The following is a 17,468-nucleotide window of genomic DNA, read 5'->3' on the forward strand; positions in this document are numbered from 1 at the left end:
CGGAGCGCGAGGCGGCCGAGAGCGTCCGCGGCATCTGGCGGCATGTCTTTGCTGCGTCACGCGAGTGCCACTTCCTGGTCACTCGCGGGTGCGAAGCTGTGTGTCCATGCAACGCGACGACGCTTTTTTGCGTGCATGGCACGCCAATGCTCCTCCACTGATTGATCCGGACGAGGGGGATGCGACGCGGCCTCTCCAGCGTTTTCGCACGCTGTGGATCTCGGACCTGCACCTCGGAACCCCGGGCTGCCAGGCGACTGCACTGCTCGACTTTCTCAAGCACACTGATTGCGAGACCCTCTTCCTGGTCGGCGACATCATCGACGGCTGGCAACTGCGCCGTCACTGGTACTGGCCGCAGACGCACAACGACGTTGTCCAGAAGTTGCTGCGCAAGGCGCGCAAGGGCACACGCGTGATCTTCATTCCGGGAAACCACGACGAGTTCGCGCGCAAGTATCTCCACCACAATTTCGGCGGCATCGACGTGGCGGACGAATGGATCCACGAGACAGCGGACGGCCGCAAGCTCTGGGTCATGCATGGCGACCTTTTCGATGGTGTCATCCAGTGCGCCAAGTGGCTGGCGCATGTGGGGGATTCACTGTACGAGTTCACGCTGCGGCTCAATCGTCATCTGAATTCGTTGCGCGCACGAATGGGCCTGCCGTACTGGTCGCTTTCCAAGTACCTGAAGCAGAAAGTGAAGCGTGCGGTCAGTTATGTCGGTGATTTTGAGACCGCGGTCGCGCGCGAAGCGCGACGCCTTGGTGTGCAGGGCGTCGTCTGCGGCCATATCCATCACGCTGAACTGCGGGACATCGACGGCATTCTGTACGCCAACGACGGCGACTGGGTCGAGAGCCTCACCGCCCTCGCCGAGCACACTGACGGGACGCTTGAAATCCTCTATTGGGCCGGCCAATTGCCCGTGGCGACCCAAGCCGGACGGCCAGCTTTCCGGTCCGAGCCGGCAAGCGTATGACCGGCGTCAAGCTTCCACGATCGGGAACGCGTAGGACGGTCGACCTCGTTTACTTCAATGCGGGCGGGGGCCATCGGGCTTCGGCGCTGGCGCTCTCGGCGGCCATTCAGCGCGCGGGTCTGCCATGGACGGTGCGCCTGGTCAACCTGCGCGAGATGCTCGATCCCGGCGACAGCTTCCGCAAGCTCACCGGCATGGACCCGGAGGACATCTACAACAAGCGGCTCGCGCGCGGATGGACGCTGGGGCTCTCGCACGAACTCAAGCTGCTGCAAGGTCTGATTCGACTTGCGCATGCAGGCCTCGTCCGCATCCTGCAACGGCATTGGCTCGTCATGGAGCCGGACATGGTGGTATCGCTCATCCCGAACTTCAACCGTTCGCTGTGCGAGTCGCTGAGGTCCACGCTCCCGGGCGTACCGTATGTGACGGTCCTCACCGACCTTGCCGACCATCCGCCTGCTTTCTGGATCGAGAAGGATCTGCCGCAGCATCTCGTGTGCGGTAGCCCCAAAGCCGTTCAGCAAGCCCGCGCCGCCGGCTGCGCCGAGGCGCGCATTCACGCGACCTCCGGCATGCTGTTGCGAGCGGCCTTTCATGACGCACCGCGGATCGATCGCAACGCCGAGCGAGCCGCTTGCGGGCTCGATCCCGATCGCCTGACGGGGATCGTGCTCTTCGGCGGTCAAGGCTCGAAGGCCATGCTGACGATCGCACGGCGGTTGCCGGACATGCAGCTCATCTTTGCGTGCGGGCACAACGCGAAGCTGGCGCAGGCCCTGCGTGCGCTGCCGTCACGCGCGCCGCGATTGGTGCTGGGATTCACGCCGGACGTGGCACGCTACATGCAGCTTGCGGACTTCTTCATCGGCAAGCCAGGACCTGGAAGCCTCAGCGAGGCGGTGCAGATGCACTTGCCAGTGATCGTCGCGCGAAACCGAGCAACGCTTCCGCAGGAGCGCTACAACGTCCAATGGCTGAGGGAGCAGGGCCTGGGAGTGGTGTGCAGCAGCTTTACGCAGATCGACAAGGCGGTCGAATGCCTGATGGCCGGGCTGGATGGCTATCGAGAGGCGACTCGGCGGATGCAGAATCGCGCAATCTTCGAAGTGCCTTGCATCCTGGAGCGCATCATGTTCGAGGCGGGAAGGGCGGTGCGAGGGCAGCACGGAGTAGCTCTGCCACCACTGAAGGAAGTTCTTGGTTAAGCCCCTTGGCATTGATCGCCCTTGCGCCACCGCCAGACAGAGTTGCTCGCAAGCGATAGAACCTCGATATTCGTGAACCAGTTGCCGAGTCAGCGCTTTCGATGTATTGCGCCAAGACGCACCGAAGCCTAGTCTTCGCTCAAGGTCCTCGATTTTTCTTTTTCCAAGAACCATTTACGCACGAAGCCTCATGCTGGCCGCATTGCTCATCCTTCTGTTGCTGGCGGGTTGGGAACTCCAACTCCAGTTCCGAATGGCAAGCGCCGTGCGTATCCGAGCGAAGCGTACGGGCGTGTTCATGATCGAGGTGAGGCGACGCGTTTCAATGCAGCGCGTGCCTGACCATGTGTCGGAGTTTCCAATGCCACGAGAGGAGCGCATGCTGGTCCGTCGACTCTTCGGTCTTGTGCTCTGGCACGAGGAAATCAGCGTGGCGCTTCCAAATGCCGCCTGTGAGCATCTCGCGGACATCACGCCACACGAATTCGATCGTCAGTTCCCGAGCCGGCTGCGCCTCGGAAGCCCCACCTGACTTCGCAATAAAACGTCAACCTTCGATCGCTGATCCAGATAGTCCAGATCGCGCACTGGGCTCGTCGGAGGCAGAGGCGTCCGGATAAGTTCTGCGTTGCGCCATGCTTCGAAGTCCAAGATCTGCAGCGCAGAAAGGGTCCCGTGTGGAGGTTTGGTGACCGACCCCACGGCAGGCTTGGGCTTTGATGCTTGTTCATCGCAGAGCCACAGGTGGCCGCTAGCCTTTGACGCATGGCGCCGCAATGGGGTAGCGCTCCAGGCCATCGAAGGCAAACCATCATGAACACACCGATTTCGAAGATTCTTGCGGTCACCGCGGTCGCGTGGCTGCTCGGGCCCGCTAGCCCGCGACTCTTCGGCGGCCGTCTCGGCCTGGAGCGAGATCAAGGACGGGTCCGGCAAGACGATCGGGTTCAAGTGATGCCGGCGCTGGGGTGATGCTCGATCAAACGATCAAACGATCAAGCCCCTCTGTTGCTCTCTAAGACAATGACATCTGCCTGACCTGATGGGACGGGTCGAAGAACTTCGCCTTTCCCGCGTAGTACCGGTCGATGCGCCACTCTTCGAGGATCTTCATCGCGAGTTGAATGCGTCGATGTCCTCGCAACATCGGGACGATGGCGCTCGGTTTCACCGTGCCGTCACCACACGGTCACCTTTGGACTCGATAGTTTGCGATCCAAAGGCCCGGAGGGAACCCCATGTCGAAACTTCGCTTCTCGCTGGTCTGCGCCCTGTCGTTAATGGCGCCATGTTTGGCACTGACGATCACCACGGCTCACGCGCAGCCCGATGCGAGATCCCGCAATTCCTATAGTGCCGACCGGGACGGGGGCCGCGACAATGAGCGTGATCGCGGAGGCGATCGTGATCACGACCATGACCGAGACAACGACCACCACGGTCGGCCGCCCGAGCCGATCAAGGTCAAGATCATCGGGTTCAATGACTACCACGGCAACCTGCAGACACCCGGCACCTTCGGCGTGAACACGCTGGTGCCGGCAGCCGAGCGCCCAGCGGTCGGCGGAGCCGAATACCTCGCCGCATACGTTGCGCGGATGAAGGCGCAGAACGTCAACAACGTGGTGGTGGGGGCGGGCGACTTCATCGGTGCGTCGCCCCTGATCTCGGCTCTGTTCTTCGACGAGCCCGCAGTCGAGACGCTCAACAGGATCGGCGTCGAGTTCAACGCCGTCGGCAATCACGAGTTCGACAAGGGTTCGGTCGAACTCCGGCGGCTGCAATCGGGCGGGTGCAAGACGACCGGTGGCATGCCCGATCCGAACAGCTGCAAGGGACTGGGCTCGAATGCGCCGGGTACGTTTGACGGTGCTCGCTTCAAGTGGCTGTCGGCCAACGTCATCGAGACGGCGACCGGGCGCACGCCGTTTCCCGCCTATGGCATCAAGACCTTCCAGGGCGCGAAGATCGCCTTTATCGGGATGACGCTGAAGGGCACGCCGAGCATCGTGACGCCGACCGGCGTCGCCGGTCTCGAGTTTCGCGATGAGGCGCAGACCGTCAATGCCCTGATCCCGCGGCTGCGCGCACAGGGCGTCGATGCGATCGTGGTGCTCGTCCACCAGGGAGGCTTCCAGACCAGCCCCAACGTCGGGGACATCAACGGCTGTGATGGCAACCTGAAGAACGCCGACGGTACCGATTCCGACATCGCCAGGATCGTGAAGGGTCTCGGCAACGAGGTCGACCTGGTCATCAGCGGCCACACGCATGCCGCCTACAACTGCTCCGCCAACACGGTCGAGGTGAAGGGCGTCACCGGCGCGCCGGTCAGCATGCCGCGGCCGACGGGGCTGCCCAACCGTGCAGGCCGCCTGGTCCCCGTCACGAGCGCGAGCGCCTTCGGTCGTGTGCTGACAGACATCGACCTGACCCTGCACCCGCGTACCCACAAAGTGCTGGCGGTGTCGGCCACGAACCGCCTGGTCGACCGCACCGACCCCGCCATCAACAATGCTATTGCGAGTGACCCGAGCGTCCGGAACATCGTCGACGGATACAACACGCTCGTGTCGCCGCTGTCCAACCAGGTCATCAGCACGATCACGTCGGCCCTGCCGAATACCGCGAATGCGGCCGGTGAGATGCCCGCAGGGAGCCTGATCGCCGACGCGCAGCTGCAGGCTACGCAACCGGTATCGCTCGGTGGCGCGGTCGTCGCGTTCATGAATGCCGGCGGCGTGCGCAGCCCGGGCTTCGTGAATGCGGCCGGGACCTACCCGTACGACGTGACCTATGGCAATGGCTTCACCGTGCAGCCCTTCGGGAACAGCCTGGTGACCATGACGCTGACGGGGCAGCAGATCAAGGATCTGCTGGAGCAGCAATTCACTGGCTGCATGGGACAGACTGCACAGCGTGTGATGCAGGTGTCGAACGGTCTGAAGTACTCCTGGAGCGCCGGCGCGCCGGCCTGCTCCAAGATCGTGAACCTGGTGCTGACGCCCACCGACGTGACCGTGACGCCGCCCATTGCGACCGGTGCGCCAGACAATATCGTGGTCAATGGCGTCGTCCAGAACCCGGCCAAGACCTATCGCGTCACCGTCAACAACTTCATGGCCACCGGCGGCGACGGCTTCACGGTTCTGCTTGGCGGCACCAACTCGCTCGGCGGTGCCCAGGACATCGATGCGCTGACGGCCTACTTGAACGGCGGCTACAAGGCGCCCAGGCCCGCTTACGACCCGACGCTGCCCGCACTGGCGATTCCGAGGATCACGCAGCTCCCCTGACGGCGATCGAGATTGATGCGCGCGGTCCGGACCCTTGCAATGGCGGTGCTCGCGTTGAGCCTGCAGGGTATGCAGAGCCTCGCACAGCAGGCCCCCGCGAACAACTCCTGGCCTCACTCGGCGGCGGCGATCACGGACTTCCGGGTGAACGACCCCATGATGATGGCGGCCCGCTCCGCGCTGCTAGACCGCGCCGAGGCGCAACTCGCCCGCGGCGAAGTCGTCGAGGCCACCGACACCTTCGAGCGCGCGGCCATGATGCTGCACGCGCCCGATACCGAGATGGGCCTTGTCCGTGCCTACATGCAGGCCGGGCAGTACCGGCGGGCACTGTCCTTCTGTGCCCATGTGAGCGGCGCTCACCTTGAATCCGGCGCTGCGGGCGCGTTGTACGCCTGGCTGCTCAGCGCAGGGGGACAGAGGCAATTTGCGACGCGCGTGCTCACGGAAACGCGCGAGCGCCTGCCAGGAGATCCCGTCGGGCTCGAAGTCGCCCGAGCCTTCGCGTCTGCGGCCCCCGTCGCAACGGGCCTCTTGTTGCAGTCGCCGCAGCGCATGGCACCGCAGGCCGTGTCGGAGCGCGGCGCGCCGACCCTTCCGAATTCGGTCCGCGTGGTTTCGAGTGGCGTGCTGGTCGCCAATGGGACGATGGCGCTGGTACCCAGCACAGCCGTGGAGCCTGCGAGCAGCGAGGCCGTCCGGGTCCGCAACGGCATGGGGCTGATAACGCAAGCGCATGCGGATGTCGCGCAGCCCCTCGCGTCGCGCGGCGTCACGGTGCTGCGCCTTGACGTTGCACTACCGGTCGAGGGGATCCCGGCCGTGGCGCCGCGGGATCCGTTCGCGGGGAGCGCAGGTTTCGCATTCGCCTATGCGGCACAGGAGAGCGCGCAGCCTGCATGGCCTTGGCTGAGTCAAGGCTTCTTTGGCAGTTTTCTGGGTCGCGATGGCTATCGAAAGCTCGGCATCGGAATAGTTGGCAGTTACGGCGGACCGGTTCTCGACGCTGCAGGGCGGCTTGCAGGGATGGTGCTGGAGGGTCGCGGGGAAGAGCCCGCGATGCTGTCCGCTTCGCACTGGCTCGACTTTTTTCCGGTTTCGGCGCCAGCTGTCGTCTCGGCCTCGTCGTCGGTGGGCGCTGCTGAAAGGCAAATCGGCGCCATACCCGCCGATGAGGCCTACGAGTACGGAATGCGCATTGCGCTTCAGGTGCTCATGCCTCGCTGAGTCAGGCATACCTTTTTCGCGCTCCGCAATCGATGGCGTGCATGTTGCCTTGTGCTCACCGGCGCGGGCCGGCCGAGCCGATCAGCGGAGATCGCCGAGCCGTTTTCCAAGTCAAGGCAGAACCGGTGTCGCCGCTGCCGCAGCGATTGCTGCATCGGCATCCGCGCGCAGCATGAAGCGCTTCGCCACCAGGTCGTTGGCTGCAGAGGTCACGGCCGCCACGTAACCGGCTTGGTCGATACGCCCCGGGACGTTCGTGACGTTCCAGCCGGTGTTGGTGCCCAGCGGCACGGCCACATCGAGGCTGCGGATGCCGGCCAGGTCGTTGCCGTCGGCGTCGACCTGTGGCACCAGGATCGCGTAGTCGCGTCCCAGGTAGGCGGGCGGCACCTGCGTCGCGATACCAGCGCTGAAAGCGTGACGCGATCGTGACTTAGTTCACGTCCACGCAGGCCTGTGTCGTTGAATCGACATATTGCATCCGCAGGATGCGCCCGATGAATTCGTCCAGAACAGTCCATCATCGGCGGCGCTTCCTCCGCAGCGCGGCTGGAATCGCCAGCTTTGCCGCTCTTTCCACGCCCGTTTCATTCGTCCACGCGCAGTCGCGACCGCTCGATGTCAGCGCCTTGCGGGTGACCCAGTTGCTCGACATGTCGCCAGACCAGCAGCAGTTGTCACGCGACTATTCGACCGGACTTCGCCTGGCCTTCGCCGAACTGAAGAAATCGAAGGTGCCGGTGCCGCAACTCGCCACCGTCGAGACCGATGGCACGAAGGCGGCGGTCCGCAGCGCTTTGCAGGACGTCAGGAATGACCCGGCTCAGGTCGCCATCTTGGGCGCGGTAGGCGAGGAGTTGGCGCTTTCGAGCCTTGCCGAATCCGCGCAGTTGGGCATGGACATTGCGCATGTCGCGCCCTGGCTTGCGGACTCGCGGATGGATGGGGATCCACGCCTGTTCGCGCTTTTCGCCTCGCGCGAAGATCAGGTCCGGCATGTACTCAAGGCGCTCGCGGTGGCTGGCGTGAGCGAACTCGGGGTCGTTTACCCGAACCCGCGTCACGCACAGGCGATGCACGGCGGGATGGCCGCCATGGCGAGCCGCCTGAAAGTGAATACGCGCGACATCGTCGTGCCGCCCGACCAGGACGTCGCCGGTTTCGCCTCGCGTCTGCCGGCGAGCGCACCGTTCTACCTTTTGTTCATGGGTGGCAGCATCGAACTGTCGCTGTTCACGCGGGGACTCAGCAAGCGCGGCATGCAGCGCTACATGGTGTGCCTGTCGGACAGCGACACAAATACATTCATGCAGTTGAACCCCGGGAAGTCGGTACCGGTGATATTCACCGATGTGGTTCCAAACCCACTCACCAGCAAGTTGCCCGTGGTCCTCGCATACCGGGCGGCCCTGCAGCGTCTGTTTGACGAGGCGCCGTCGCCGGTGAGCCTGGCCGGCTATTTGGCAGGGCGCTACACGGCGACGGTACTCGCGGGGGTCGGCGCCAATCCGACGCGCGCACGCGTGCTTGCGGAATTCCAGCGTCGACGCCCACTCGAGCTCGATGGCTGGCACCTCGCTTTCAACCAAGCTGGGCGCGCGAGCGAATTCGTGAGCCAGACACTGCTCAACGGAAACGGCAACTTCGTCGGTTGAGCCTCACAGAACCTCGACGGATCGCTCGGGCGTTGCTTAAATCGCCGCCTGAGATGCTCTGCCCCCGCGGCGCCTTACCGTATCTGCGGCAGGGCAAGAGCTTCTCTGCGGAGCTCGCATGCCTCATTTCGACCTCAGTACCGTTTGGCATAGCGCCGGCCTCTGGATGGTGGCGAACATGGGCATTGCGCTGCTGCTGGGCTGGTCCGTTGGCTACGAACGCTACTTCAGCGGGCGAGCCGCGGGCAGCCAGGTCTATTGTCTGGTGTGCACCACTTCCTGTGCGGTGACCCTGCTGGCGGGCTTCCCGTGGCTTTGGTATTGGGGGACCGTGCATGCTACCGAGGGGGACCCCACTCGAGTGATCGGCAGCATCCTGGCGGGCATTGGATTCCTGGGGGCAGGTCTCATCGTCAAGACGGGCCTCAATGTCCGCGGGTTAACCACTGCGGCGTCAATATGGGGTTCTTCGGCCATCGGCATTCTGGTGGGCGTCGGCTTCTACTTGCCGGCCGTGGGATTGACTGCACTCTTCGTCTTTTCAGTCTCTGTTCAACGCCGGCGATCGAGAACGTTGCCAACAGGCACGGCAGGATGAAGAGCGCGGCGCCGAAGTCTTCGTGATGCTCTTCAATGAATTTCCATAGCTTCATCGCCGTCTCCTAAGTAGTTCCATTGGAACCAATGAGGAGACTCTAGGGATAGGTCGCCCAGCTATCCAGAGGGCACGGTGAAACCGACCTTTGTTCGAACGGCAATAGTGGTGATCGCCGACGCGCTTCGGCGCCTCAGGACGCTAGGGAGAGGTGTGTGGCCGCTTCAGATGTTCGTGTCGCTCGAACAGCGCAATGACCCAATCGATGAAGACCCGCACCTTGCCGCTGAGGTAGTCGCAGCAAGAGGCAGACTTTGCCATCGTGGTGGCGGATGCCTGGCAGGGGCTTGGCCTCGGGCGCGAATTGATGTCACGCCTCATCGACGCAGCGCGCCGATATGGCTTCCGCCAATTGAGCGGGCATGCGCTCGCAACCAACGTAGGAGTGCTTGCGCTTGCCCGACGGTTTGGATTCACTGCCCTTCGCCTGTCGGGGATCGTGACGACGCTCCGTCTGGATCTTCAGAAGCAGTCATGAGAACACCTGCGAGCATTTTTGCGATGTTCACAAATCAACAGTGCGAGATGAGCGGTTTTTCTATTCGGCCAGCTGTCGCAAACTTCATCTGACAGGCCTCATCCGATGTTCTGTTGCAAATCATCCCAACCATTGAAGGAATCCGAAATGAAGACCTCGAAGATCATTGCCGCCGCCGCCGCTGTCTCGCTCCTGGCCGCGATCGCCGCTCAAGCGGAAACTTATGAAGGCGTGCACGCGCCCGTGTCTGTCAACCAACGCGGCGACGTCCGCTCTCAGGCCGTCGTTGCCGCGCACAGCGACAACCCGTACGCCGAAGGTGTCTCTTCGCGCGTGGCGCCGCGGCTGAACTCATCGGTCGCTCGCACCTACGTGCGCAACGATGCAGTTGTGGCCGCGCACAGCGCGAACCCGTACGCGGAAGGCTATGGGCAAGGCGTCGGCAGCGTAGCCGTCGGCGTCGTCGATCGCGCCAGCGTGCGGTCCCAAGCCTTTGCCGCTTCGCGCGGGCGCGGTCTTCCCCTGTGAGTAGGCCAACTCAAGGCAAAGAAGCCGGTGCTCGTGTCCCGGCTTTTTTTGTTGAAGGGGATCTGCCCCCACACGAGTAGGGAGCAAACAGGAGCCTTGCGCGCCTCAGGGCACGTTCGCCGTTGAGATCTGGAAAGGTTTGCCGGGCATCGACAGGGCGCCCCCGTACTCGGCGATGCTGCCGTTGATCGCATTGACCGGGCACCCCTTGGGCGCGGGGCAAGCGCCGCCGTCCGCGAAGACGACGGGCCCATAGCGATAGTTGCGCACGGCCCTTCCCGCGTAGTCGGCCACGCTCACTACGTGATTGCCGTTGGCGAAATTGTCGGCCTCTTCGACTGCGACGAGATCCGTCAGCAGGTTGTGCTTGATCGTGCGAACGACGCTGCCGGTGTTGCCGTCCTTCGAGAAGCGCACCCAAGAGATCCGGTTGTCGCCGCGCGAGCCGACGATCACCTGCTGGTTGATCGGTTCGCCGTCCCACTTGCCCGGTTCGCCCTTCGACGTGGCCAGGGACGTCGGATTGCGGCCGATGCCGGTCACCGTGCCGACTTCGGCGATGGCATCCGCATCGGCTTTCGGCGTGGCGACCACGGCACCCGGCGCAAAGCCGCCCAGGCTGTAGATGTGCAGCGTGCCGTCCTGCGTGGCAATCCAGGCGCGCTGATTGCTGCCGAAGATGGTCGTCTTCACGGCGGTGGGCCGGGCGCCGAGCGATACCGTCTTGATCACCTCCGGCATCTGCGAGGGCACGTGCTCGAAGGCGAAGGGCCAGTGGTTGGGTGCGCGTCCGAGATTGGATGTGCTGACGACGTTGGGGCTGAAGTAGGTGTCGTTGAAGTAGCTGAAGAGTGGCCTCAGATCGATGAAGGCCGCTTTCTGCTCCGACTTCGATATCACCACGGCCACGCCGCCCTTGGCGTAGCGATCATAGTTGGGTCCGCCGCGAACGAAGCTCGCCCAATGCTTGTGCAGGGGCGAGTGGTCGGCGCCCATGAAGATGCCGCCCCCCTGCACCGTGCTGAACTGGTCCAGGCCGGTGGTGACCGCAATCTCGGTTGGCGCCGTCATCCCGGGCAGATCGACATAGCCCAGTACCTTCATGAAGGCGATGTTGCCCATGTTGGGCAAGCCTGGGTAGACGCCGATCCAGTCGTTCCACCAGTTGTGCCAGGCTGCGTAAGAGCGGCCGTCCGCCTTGTGCTCCGCGGCATTCATTGCGTCGCAGCCGTCGCACAAGCCGGCGAGCGCCACCACGGCGACCTGGCCTTTCATCGCTGCGGTGTCCCAGACGGTGACCAGTGCGAATTCGTTGCCGTTGGTCACGGCGACGCCGGTCGGCACCTTGTTGGGCGCGAGCCTGGCGGTGGCGTTGTTGCTCGCCGTGTTGCTGCCCACTGCGCCGAGCACTCCGTTCTGGAAAGCGACCACGGCTTCCGCGCAGAAGCCGGTGCGGCCGGAGCAGCGTCCGATGGCGACCGGATTTCCGCTGGCGATGCCGGCCGCCTTGTAGTTCATGACGTTGGGCGTGTCGATGCCTTGCCCTGCCTGGTAGATCTGCCACGGAAGCTGGGGCAGTTGGGCAAACACGTTGTACATGTAGGCGGAAACCTGGAGCAGGCTGACCCCGACCCGTTGCGCTGGATCGTCCGCCACGAAGATCGCATTGGCCTGGTTTGTGGAGAAGGGGCCCGCGTCGGCCGTCACCGGCCCGCCAACGGACCAGTAGAACGGGAGGTTCTGCGCCGGCTCGGTGAGCCGCGTGTCCTCCCGTTTCGCAAGGGCAGGCCCTGTGTTGGCCGTGCCGTAGGCCGTCGCGTCCGGCCCGTAGCGGTAGGCGATGCCCGCGTCGCTGCTGAGCTGGCCCGCCATCTGGACATACGAATTCTTGGTCACCGCCAGTTTGGAATCGACGATGTCGCTACTTCCGTGCGCAGCGCGCGGGGGCGCCTGAGTCTTCGGGGTTGCCGCGGTCGCTGGTGCCTTGGGCTGGGCATAGGCGCTTCCACAGAGACAGAGCGCGAATGCACTGGACTCCAGCAGGAGCACAAGCCAACGTGAAGAGAGTTTTTTCATGAAACCTCGGGTCAGGATCAATGAATGCGATGTGGACGATTCCGGACAATAAGCGCTGTCCTACACGCGGCTGCGAAAACCTCTGAACAGCCCCTTGTCACCGGGGCATATGGTGCGTCGACGATTTCGGCACGCAAACGCACGCCGGAGTTGTCACAGACCCCTCGCGCAAGGCTCCTTGGCGAGGGGCTTTTTCCGTTTTAGCGCAAGACGATGGAGACAAAAGCTATGCCGTTTGAACTTCTGGCCCAGGTGGGAAAAGGGCCCTTTCCGCAACTTTTCCACGATGGCGAGAGGGTTGAAAAAGTGATGCTCCTCAATGCCGCCGGACTGGTCAAAGCGGGCCTTTCTGAAGACTTGGATGAAGTCATGGTCTACGGAATCACCGACAAGGGCCGCGAGGCGCTGACGCCGGAAGCGGCACCTCGGCCACGGTGATGCTAGCCGCGCCGCTCGGCAGCGCTACGTAGGATGCAGACGCGCGGCGCGCTCGCCTCTTTCTGACGGGAGGATCGCAGTGCTGATCTTTCAATGAGCCATCACTGTTTAATGGAGGTCTCATGACCAGTCTCGTCTCCCAGATCATGCCCAGCGCGACCAATATGCTTCGGCTGGACCATACGCATGTCATGTCCACGTTCCACCAGTTCAAGGTGGATGCGCCCACGCGCGTCAAGAAGGGTCTCGTGAACACCATCTGCACCTCCCTGGAGATACATGCGCAGCTGGAAGAAGAGATTTTTTATCCGGCGGTGCGGGAGATCTGCGGCGAGCGCATCCAGCAAAGCCTGCACGAGCACGATGAGATGAAGCGGCTGATCAAACTGCTTCGCCAGATGGAGCCCGAGGCGATCGACTACGACGAGACAGTGATGGCTCTCATGCGCGACGTCATTCACCACGTGGCCGATGAGGAAACCATCGTGTTTCCCGCGGCCGAGCAGAAGATGCGCGACCAGCTCGGCGAATTGGGCACGCAGTTGACGAAGCGGCGCCTCCAGTTGGTTGCGCCACGCACGGGCGAGATCGCGCTCGACATGGGGCGCGCGGTGTCGGGCAACACAGCGGCGCTTGCTTTCGCGGCTGCGGCGGCGCTCAGCGTGCTGGCCATCGGCCGGGCGAGAGCGCGCTCAAAGAGCGCACATCCGCATTTGTGACGGCCGCGCGCGCAGCACGCGCGGGCAGAGCCTTCAGACCCTCAGATCCTCTTGCGCCGAGGAACCACGTTGAGTTGCAAGCTCGCCTTGGCCGGGCCATCTCCGAGCACCACCTGGAGCGGTGCGATGTCGATGAGCTGGTCTGCGTGCCACACCTTGATGGTCGCGGCGCCCTCGGGCACGTCGAGCGTGGCGAGGCCGTCGGCGGCCGTCACTGCGGCCCAGGGCGAGTCGCTCACGTAGACGTGTCCCCGCATCGAGCTGTGGAGATGACACCCGAGCAGCACCGGGCCGGCCTTCTCGAAAGCCGCGTCGGCCGTCTTGCCGGGTTTGCCTTCGGGCTTGCCGGCGATCATCAGTTCGAAGCCGCCTGCGGGACCGACATCGAATTGCGCGACCCCGGCGGCTGAAGCCCGCACGTGGTGATCCCATGGGTCGTTATTGACAAAGTGAACCTTTGCGCCGACCGGTACCAGGGTCACTGCGGGAACGAAGCGCATCTTCTCCTGGCTGATCGTCACCTCCTTGGCCAACGGACGGGACGGTGCCGCCTTCGAGGTCGTGACCACGACGACGACCGCGTCGGTCACGGGTTGTCCGTCCTTGTCAATGACGCTGACCTGAAGCGGCGTTGCCGCGCAAAGTGCGCAGAGAAGCGCACCGGCCAGGGCAACCACCGAACTGCGGATGGCCAAGACGCGCCGGCGTGAGGAGTGGCTCTGCATACGCTTACAGCTGGCCCGTCTTCACGACGTGCCAGACCTTGTCGTAGTTGTCGCCGTACACGTCCCCGGGCTCCTGGTCCTCGGGCCACGTGTAGAGCGGCTGACCCTTGAATGTCCACTGCCTGGCACCGTCGGCGCGGGTGATCACCGAGAGATTGCCCGTCGGATTGACGCCTTCGCCAGCGAGGACCGGCGGCCACGTCACGGCGCAATTGCCATAGCAGGCCGAACGGCCCGTGTTCGGCTTGTCGTCGTCGAAGGTGTAGAGAGTCATCCCCTTGTCGTCGACCAGAATTCCGTTGGCGAGCTTGATGGTCGAGACGTTGGCGGCCGTTGGCGCCTTGGTCGCGCAACCGGCGAGCAGGCCGGAGACAAGGGCGAGACTGATGGCGGCATTGCACATTGAGCGACGCATTGAGTGGCGCACGGAGTGGCTCCTTTGGAGTTTTGTTGAGATCGCGGTGTATTAAACATTTAGATACAGCAACGCCACTGCGCACTTTGTCACGGCCACGAAGCTTCGTTTGCGGGTGCATCCACCGCATGAATTCAATGTATTCACGGAATCACCTTCATCGATGCGGCGCTTCTGTCTAGAGTTCGGCCCCATAGAGCTGGAGACAACTGGATGGGCAACGCAACGATGACATGCCGCTGCGGTGTCGACGTGCATGCGCATGTCGTCCCGCGGGACTTCCCTGCTTACCTGGGCAGCAAGCTGCCGGCGCAATGGCCTTCGATGGCGCCGGCGCACGAATGTCATCGCAACGTGATGATCGCGGGCAAGCTCTATCGCACGGTCTCCGACAAGGCCTGGGATGTGCCGAAGCGGCTCGCAGACCTGCCATCCATGGGGCTCTCGCGCCAGGTGATTTCGCCGATGCCCGAGCTGCTGTCGTATTGGATGGACGCTCCCGCAGCGCAGCAATTGCTGCGCTTTCTCAATCAGACGATCGCTGCGATGGTCGACGAGTCGGCGGGTGCATTGCTGGGCTTTGGCGCGGTGCCCTTGCAGGACATCGATGCCGCCATCGCGGAGCTGCAGCACATCCATCGAACGCCGGGCCTCGTCGGCATCGAAGTGGGAAGCAACGTCAATGGGGTTCCCGTGGGCGATCCGAGCCTCGATCCCTTCTTCGAGGCGTGCGAGGCGCTGAACATGCCGGTGTTCGTTCATGCCGTGAAGCCGACGGGCATGGACCGGCTGGTCGGGCCGCCGCCGTTGCAGCAAGTGCTCGCCTACCCCGCTGAAGTGGGACTCTCCGCTGCTTCAGTGATCACCAGCAACCTGATGTTGCGCCGCCCGCGCCTGCGCGTTGCCTTCAGCCATGGCGGCGGCACCCTGAGTGCGCTGTTGCCCAGGCTGCAGCAGGGCTGGCAGGTCTTCCCCGCCTTGAAAGAGGCTCTTCAGTTGTCACCGGTGGAGCAGGCCCGCCGGCTCTACTACGACACCCTGGTGTTCGACACGCCTGCCCTGCAGCACTTGGTGAAGACGTTCGGCCACGGGCAACTGATGCTCGGCAGCGACTATCCATTCAACTTCCACGAGCGCCTGCCCGCGCAACGCGTGGCCGAAGCAGGCTTTGACGAGCCCACGCGGGCGCGGCTCGTTCATCTGAACGCCGAAGCCTTCCTGGGCATTGAGACAAGGAGTTCCCCATGAGTTCACCGTGGATCGCGGGGCTGCGCAGCGTCTCGCTCGACGTGCCCGATCTTGCGCTGGCCGAGACTTTCTATACCGGCACATGGAACCTCGAAGTCGCCGCGCGGAGCGCCGAGGTGCTTTACCTGCGCGGCACGGGTGCCGATCACCATCTGCTGGCCCTGCACCGCGGCGGCCTCGCACCGGCGATTCGCAAGGTCACGTTGCGCGCCCGCTCGGCGCAGGCGCTGCAGCACGTCGCCGATGCAACAGTGGCGGCCGGCGGCCGCGTGCTCCAGGCGCCGTGCGCGAGCGATGAGCCATCGGGCGGCATTGCAATGCTGCTCGCCGATGCCGACGGCCGAGTGATCGAGGTCGTGCATGGCGACGAGCGCCGCGCCGAGGCCACGGAGGTCAGGGACCGGCCGATCCGGCTGGCGCACGCGGTGCTGAACGCGCACGACGTGGAGGCGACCCAGCGCTTCTTCGAACAGGCGCTGGGCTTCACGCTGGCGGACCGGACCCGCATCATGGCCTTCATGAATTGCGACCGCGACCATCACAGCATCGCGCTCGGCGACTCGGACAACGATGCGCTCAATCACATCGCTTTCATGATGCCGGAGCTCGATTCGGTGATGCGCGGCGGCGGCCGGATGAAGGACGCGGGCCATCCGATCGAGTGGGGTCCGGGTCGCCATGGTCCGGGCGCGAACGCCTTCAACTACTTCATCGACCCGTTCGGCATCGTCATCGAGTACACGGCCGAGGTCGAACAGATCGACGACAGCTACGTGGCAGGCCGTCCGGAAGATTGGAAGTGGCCGCCCGGACGGGTCGACCACTGGGGCATTTCGCGGCCGCCGAGCGCGCGACTCAAAGAGGCGCAACGCCGGGTGCTGTTCAAGCCTGCATGAGTGCACGGGTCCATGAGTGCATGGGCACGGCAAAAGAAATCAAACGGAGAACCCAATGAAATTCGTGACTTTCATCGAAGCGGGCGTGCCCCGGCTCGGGGTTGTCGATGGCGATGGCGTCATCGACCTGAACAAGGCCCAGCCTCAAGTGCCGGCAGATCTGCGCGCGGCATTGCGAGCGGGCGCGGACCTTGCTGGAGCGGCAAAGGCCGCCATCGCCTCGTCTGCGCCGCGCTTGGGCATCGGCGCCATCAAGTTCGCGCCGCTGATCCCGGAGCCCGGCAAGATCATCTGCCTCGGTCTCAATTACTACGACCATGCGAAGGAGGGCGGCCGCGAGAAGCCGGTGTATCCATGGTTCTTCTACCGTGGCGCGACATCCCTGCTTGCGGCGAACGAACCTGGGTTGCGGCCGAGGGTTTCGGAGAAATTCGACTTCGAGGCCGAACTTGCGGTGGTGATCGGCAAGTCCGGCAAGCATGTTTCGCAGGACGATGCCTTGTCGCTCGTTTTCGGCTACACCTGCTTCAACGACATGTCGGTACGGGACTACCAGAAGCGCACGCCGCAATGGACCATCGGCAAGAACTTCGACAGGACCGGCGGCTTCGGCCCGGTATTGGTGAGTGCCGATGCACTGCCGCCGGGCGCGGTGGGTCTCAGGATCCAGGGCCGCCTCAACGGCGAGGTCATGCAGGACGCCAACACCGCCGACATGATCTGGGGCGTGGCCGAGACGCTCGCCCTGCTCACCGAATGCCTGACGCTCGAACCCGGCGATGTGATCGTGATGGGCACGCCCGCCGGTGTCGGGCAGGCCCGGACGCCGCCCGTCTGGATGAAGCATGGCGACCGCTTCGAAGTCGACATCGAAGGCATCGGGACCCTCGTGAATCCGATCGTCGACGAAGAGGCTTGA

The 17,468-nt window shown here is 63.8% G+C and carries 18 protein-coding genes and 1 pseudogene; 15 read left to right on the forward strand and 4 right to left on the reverse strand.

Annotated features, from left to right (window positions below; all coding sequences use genetic code 11):
- The first annotated feature begins 106 nt into the window (after positions 1–106).
- From AC1DSF_RS09000 to AC1DSF_RS09025, 6 genes are all read left to right on the forward strand, one after another.
- On the forward strand, positions 107–985 hold the full coding sequence (locus AC1DSF_RS09000; protein WP_478143712.1) for a UDP-2,3-diacylglucosamine diphosphatase: 879 nt from the start codon (positions 107–109) through the stop codon (positions 983–985).
- Complete coding sequence (locus tag AC1DSF_RS09005; RefSeq protein WP_478124402.1) at positions 982–2,193, forward strand: glycosyltransferase; 1,212 nt, start codon at positions 982–984, stop codon at positions 2,191–2,193. The genes AC1DSF_RS09000 and AC1DSF_RS09005 overlap by 4 nt, the downstream gene beginning before the upstream one ends.
- A 190-nt stretch (positions 2,194–2,383) precedes the next feature.
- Positions 2,384–2,725: a hypothetical protein gene (locus tag AC1DSF_RS09010; protein WP_478143714.1), complete on the forward strand. Its 342-nt coding sequence runs from the start codon at positions 2,384–2,386 to the stop codon at positions 2,723–2,725.
- A gap of 281 nt (positions 2,726–3,006) precedes the next feature.
- Positions 3,007–3,165, forward strand: a complete 159-nt coding sequence (locus tag AC1DSF_RS09015; protein ID WP_478124404.1) for a hypothetical protein — start codon at positions 3,007–3,009, stop codon at positions 3,163–3,165.
- Between the two features lie 266 nt (positions 3,166–3,431).
- Positions 3,432–5,489 (forward strand): bifunctional metallophosphatase/5'-nucleotidase, encoded by a 2,058-nt coding sequence (locus AC1DSF_RS09020; protein WP_478182694.1) that lies wholly within the window; start codon positions 3,432–3,434, stop codon positions 5,487–5,489.
- 15 nt (positions 5,490–5,504) lie between these two features.
- The gene (locus AC1DSF_RS09025; RefSeq protein ID WP_478182695.1) at positions 5,505–6,716 is read left to right on the forward strand and encodes a tetratricopeptide repeat protein; all 1,212 of its coding nucleotides are present in this window, start codon (positions 5,505–5,507) and stop codon (positions 6,714–6,716) included.
- A 111-nt stretch (positions 6,717–6,827) separates the two neighbouring features.
- Here the strand turns inward: AC1DSF_RS09025 and AC1DSF_RS09030 are convergent.
- Positions 6,828–7,124, reverse strand: a pseudogene (locus AC1DSF_RS09030) (alpha/beta hydrolase domain-containing protein); the annotation flags it as partial.
- Positions 7,125–7,213: 89 nt separating this feature from the next.
- Here AC1DSF_RS09030 and AC1DSF_RS09035 point away from each other — a divergent pair.
- The 4 genes from AC1DSF_RS09035 to AC1DSF_RS09050 all read left to right on the forward strand — a co-directional run bounded on the left by AC1DSF_RS09035 (position 7,214) and on the right by AC1DSF_RS09050 (position 10,032).
- Positions 7,214–8,371, forward strand: a complete 1,158-nt coding sequence (locus tag AC1DSF_RS09035) for a type 1 periplasmic-binding domain-containing protein (protein WP_478182696.1) — start codon at positions 7,214–7,216, stop codon at positions 8,369–8,371.
- Positions 8,372–8,489: 118 nt separating this feature from the next.
- Positions 8,490–8,969 carry an MgtC/SapB family protein gene (locus tag AC1DSF_RS09040; RefSeq protein WP_478182697.1) on the forward strand — a complete coding sequence of 160 codons (480 nt, stop codon included), beginning with the start codon at positions 8,490–8,492 and terminating at the stop codon, positions 8,967–8,969.
- 322 nt (positions 8,970–9,291) lie between these two features.
- Entirely contained in the window at positions 9,292–9,504 is a 213-nt protein-coding gene (locus AC1DSF_RS09045) for an N-acetyltransferase family protein (RefSeq protein ID WP_478124700.1), read from the forward strand.
- A 147-nt stretch (positions 9,505–9,651) separates the two neighbouring features.
- Positions 9,652–10,032: a helicase SNF2 gene (locus AC1DSF_RS09050; protein ID WP_478124409.1), complete on the forward strand. Its 381-nt coding sequence runs from the start codon at positions 9,652–9,654 to the stop codon at positions 10,030–10,032.
- 105 nt (positions 10,033–10,137) lie between these two features.
- On the opposite strand, the gene AC1DSF_RS09055 is transcribed toward AC1DSF_RS09050, so the two are convergent.
- Entirely contained in the window at positions 10,138–12,108 is a 1,971-nt protein-coding gene (locus AC1DSF_RS09055; protein ID WP_478182698.1) for a hypothetical protein, read from the reverse strand.
- Between the two features lie 228 nt (positions 12,109–12,336).
- Between AC1DSF_RS09055 and AC1DSF_RS09060 the strand changes: the two genes are divergently transcribed.
- On the forward strand, positions 12,337–12,546 hold the full coding sequence (locus tag AC1DSF_RS09060) for a hypothetical protein (protein ID WP_478124411.1): 210 nt from the start codon (positions 12,337–12,339) through the stop codon (positions 12,544–12,546).
- 122 nt (positions 12,547–12,668) lie between these two features.
- On the forward strand, positions 12,669–13,265 hold the full coding sequence (locus tag AC1DSF_RS09065) for a hemerythrin domain-containing protein (RefSeq protein ID WP_478124412.1): 597 nt from the start codon (positions 12,669–12,671) through the stop codon (positions 13,263–13,265).
- A 41-nt stretch (positions 13,266–13,306) separates the two neighbouring features.
- Here the strand turns inward: AC1DSF_RS09065 and AC1DSF_RS09070 are convergent, their stop codons facing one another.
- The gene (locus AC1DSF_RS09070) at positions 13,307–13,990 is read right to left on the reverse strand and encodes a cupredoxin domain-containing protein (protein ID WP_478182699.1); all 684 of its coding nucleotides are present in this window, start codon (positions 13,988–13,990) and stop codon (positions 13,307–13,309) included.
- 4 nt (positions 13,991–13,994) lie between these two features.
- Positions 13,995–14,417 carry a COG4315 family predicted lipoprotein gene (locus tag AC1DSF_RS09075; RefSeq protein WP_478182700.1) on the reverse strand — a complete coding sequence of 141 codons (423 nt, stop codon included), beginning with the start codon at positions 14,415–14,417 and terminating at the stop codon, positions 13,995–13,997.
- Positions 14,418–14,618: 201 nt separating this feature from the next.
- Between AC1DSF_RS09075 and AC1DSF_RS09080 the strand changes: the two genes are divergently transcribed.
- Genes AC1DSF_RS09080 through AC1DSF_RS09090 form a run of 3 tightly spaced genes read left to right on the forward strand, consistent with a single transcriptional unit; the run spans position 14,619 to position 17,468 of the window.
- On the forward strand, positions 14,619–15,653 hold the full coding sequence (locus AC1DSF_RS09080) for an amidohydrolase family protein (RefSeq protein WP_478182701.1): 1,035 nt from the start codon (positions 14,619–14,621) through the stop codon (positions 15,651–15,653).
- Complete coding sequence (locus tag AC1DSF_RS09085; RefSeq protein WP_478182702.1) at positions 15,650–16,549, forward strand: VOC family protein; 900 nt, start codon at positions 15,650–15,652, stop codon at positions 16,547–16,549. The genes AC1DSF_RS09080 and AC1DSF_RS09085 overlap by 4 nt, the downstream gene beginning before the upstream one ends.
- Positions 16,550–16,604: 55 nt before the next feature.
- Positions 16,605–17,468, forward strand: a complete 864-nt coding sequence (locus AC1DSF_RS09090) for a fumarylacetoacetate hydrolase family protein (protein WP_478182703.1) — start codon at positions 16,605–16,607, stop codon at positions 17,466–17,468.

It is taken from the genome of Variovorax sp. 01N429 (assembly GCF_056399425.1).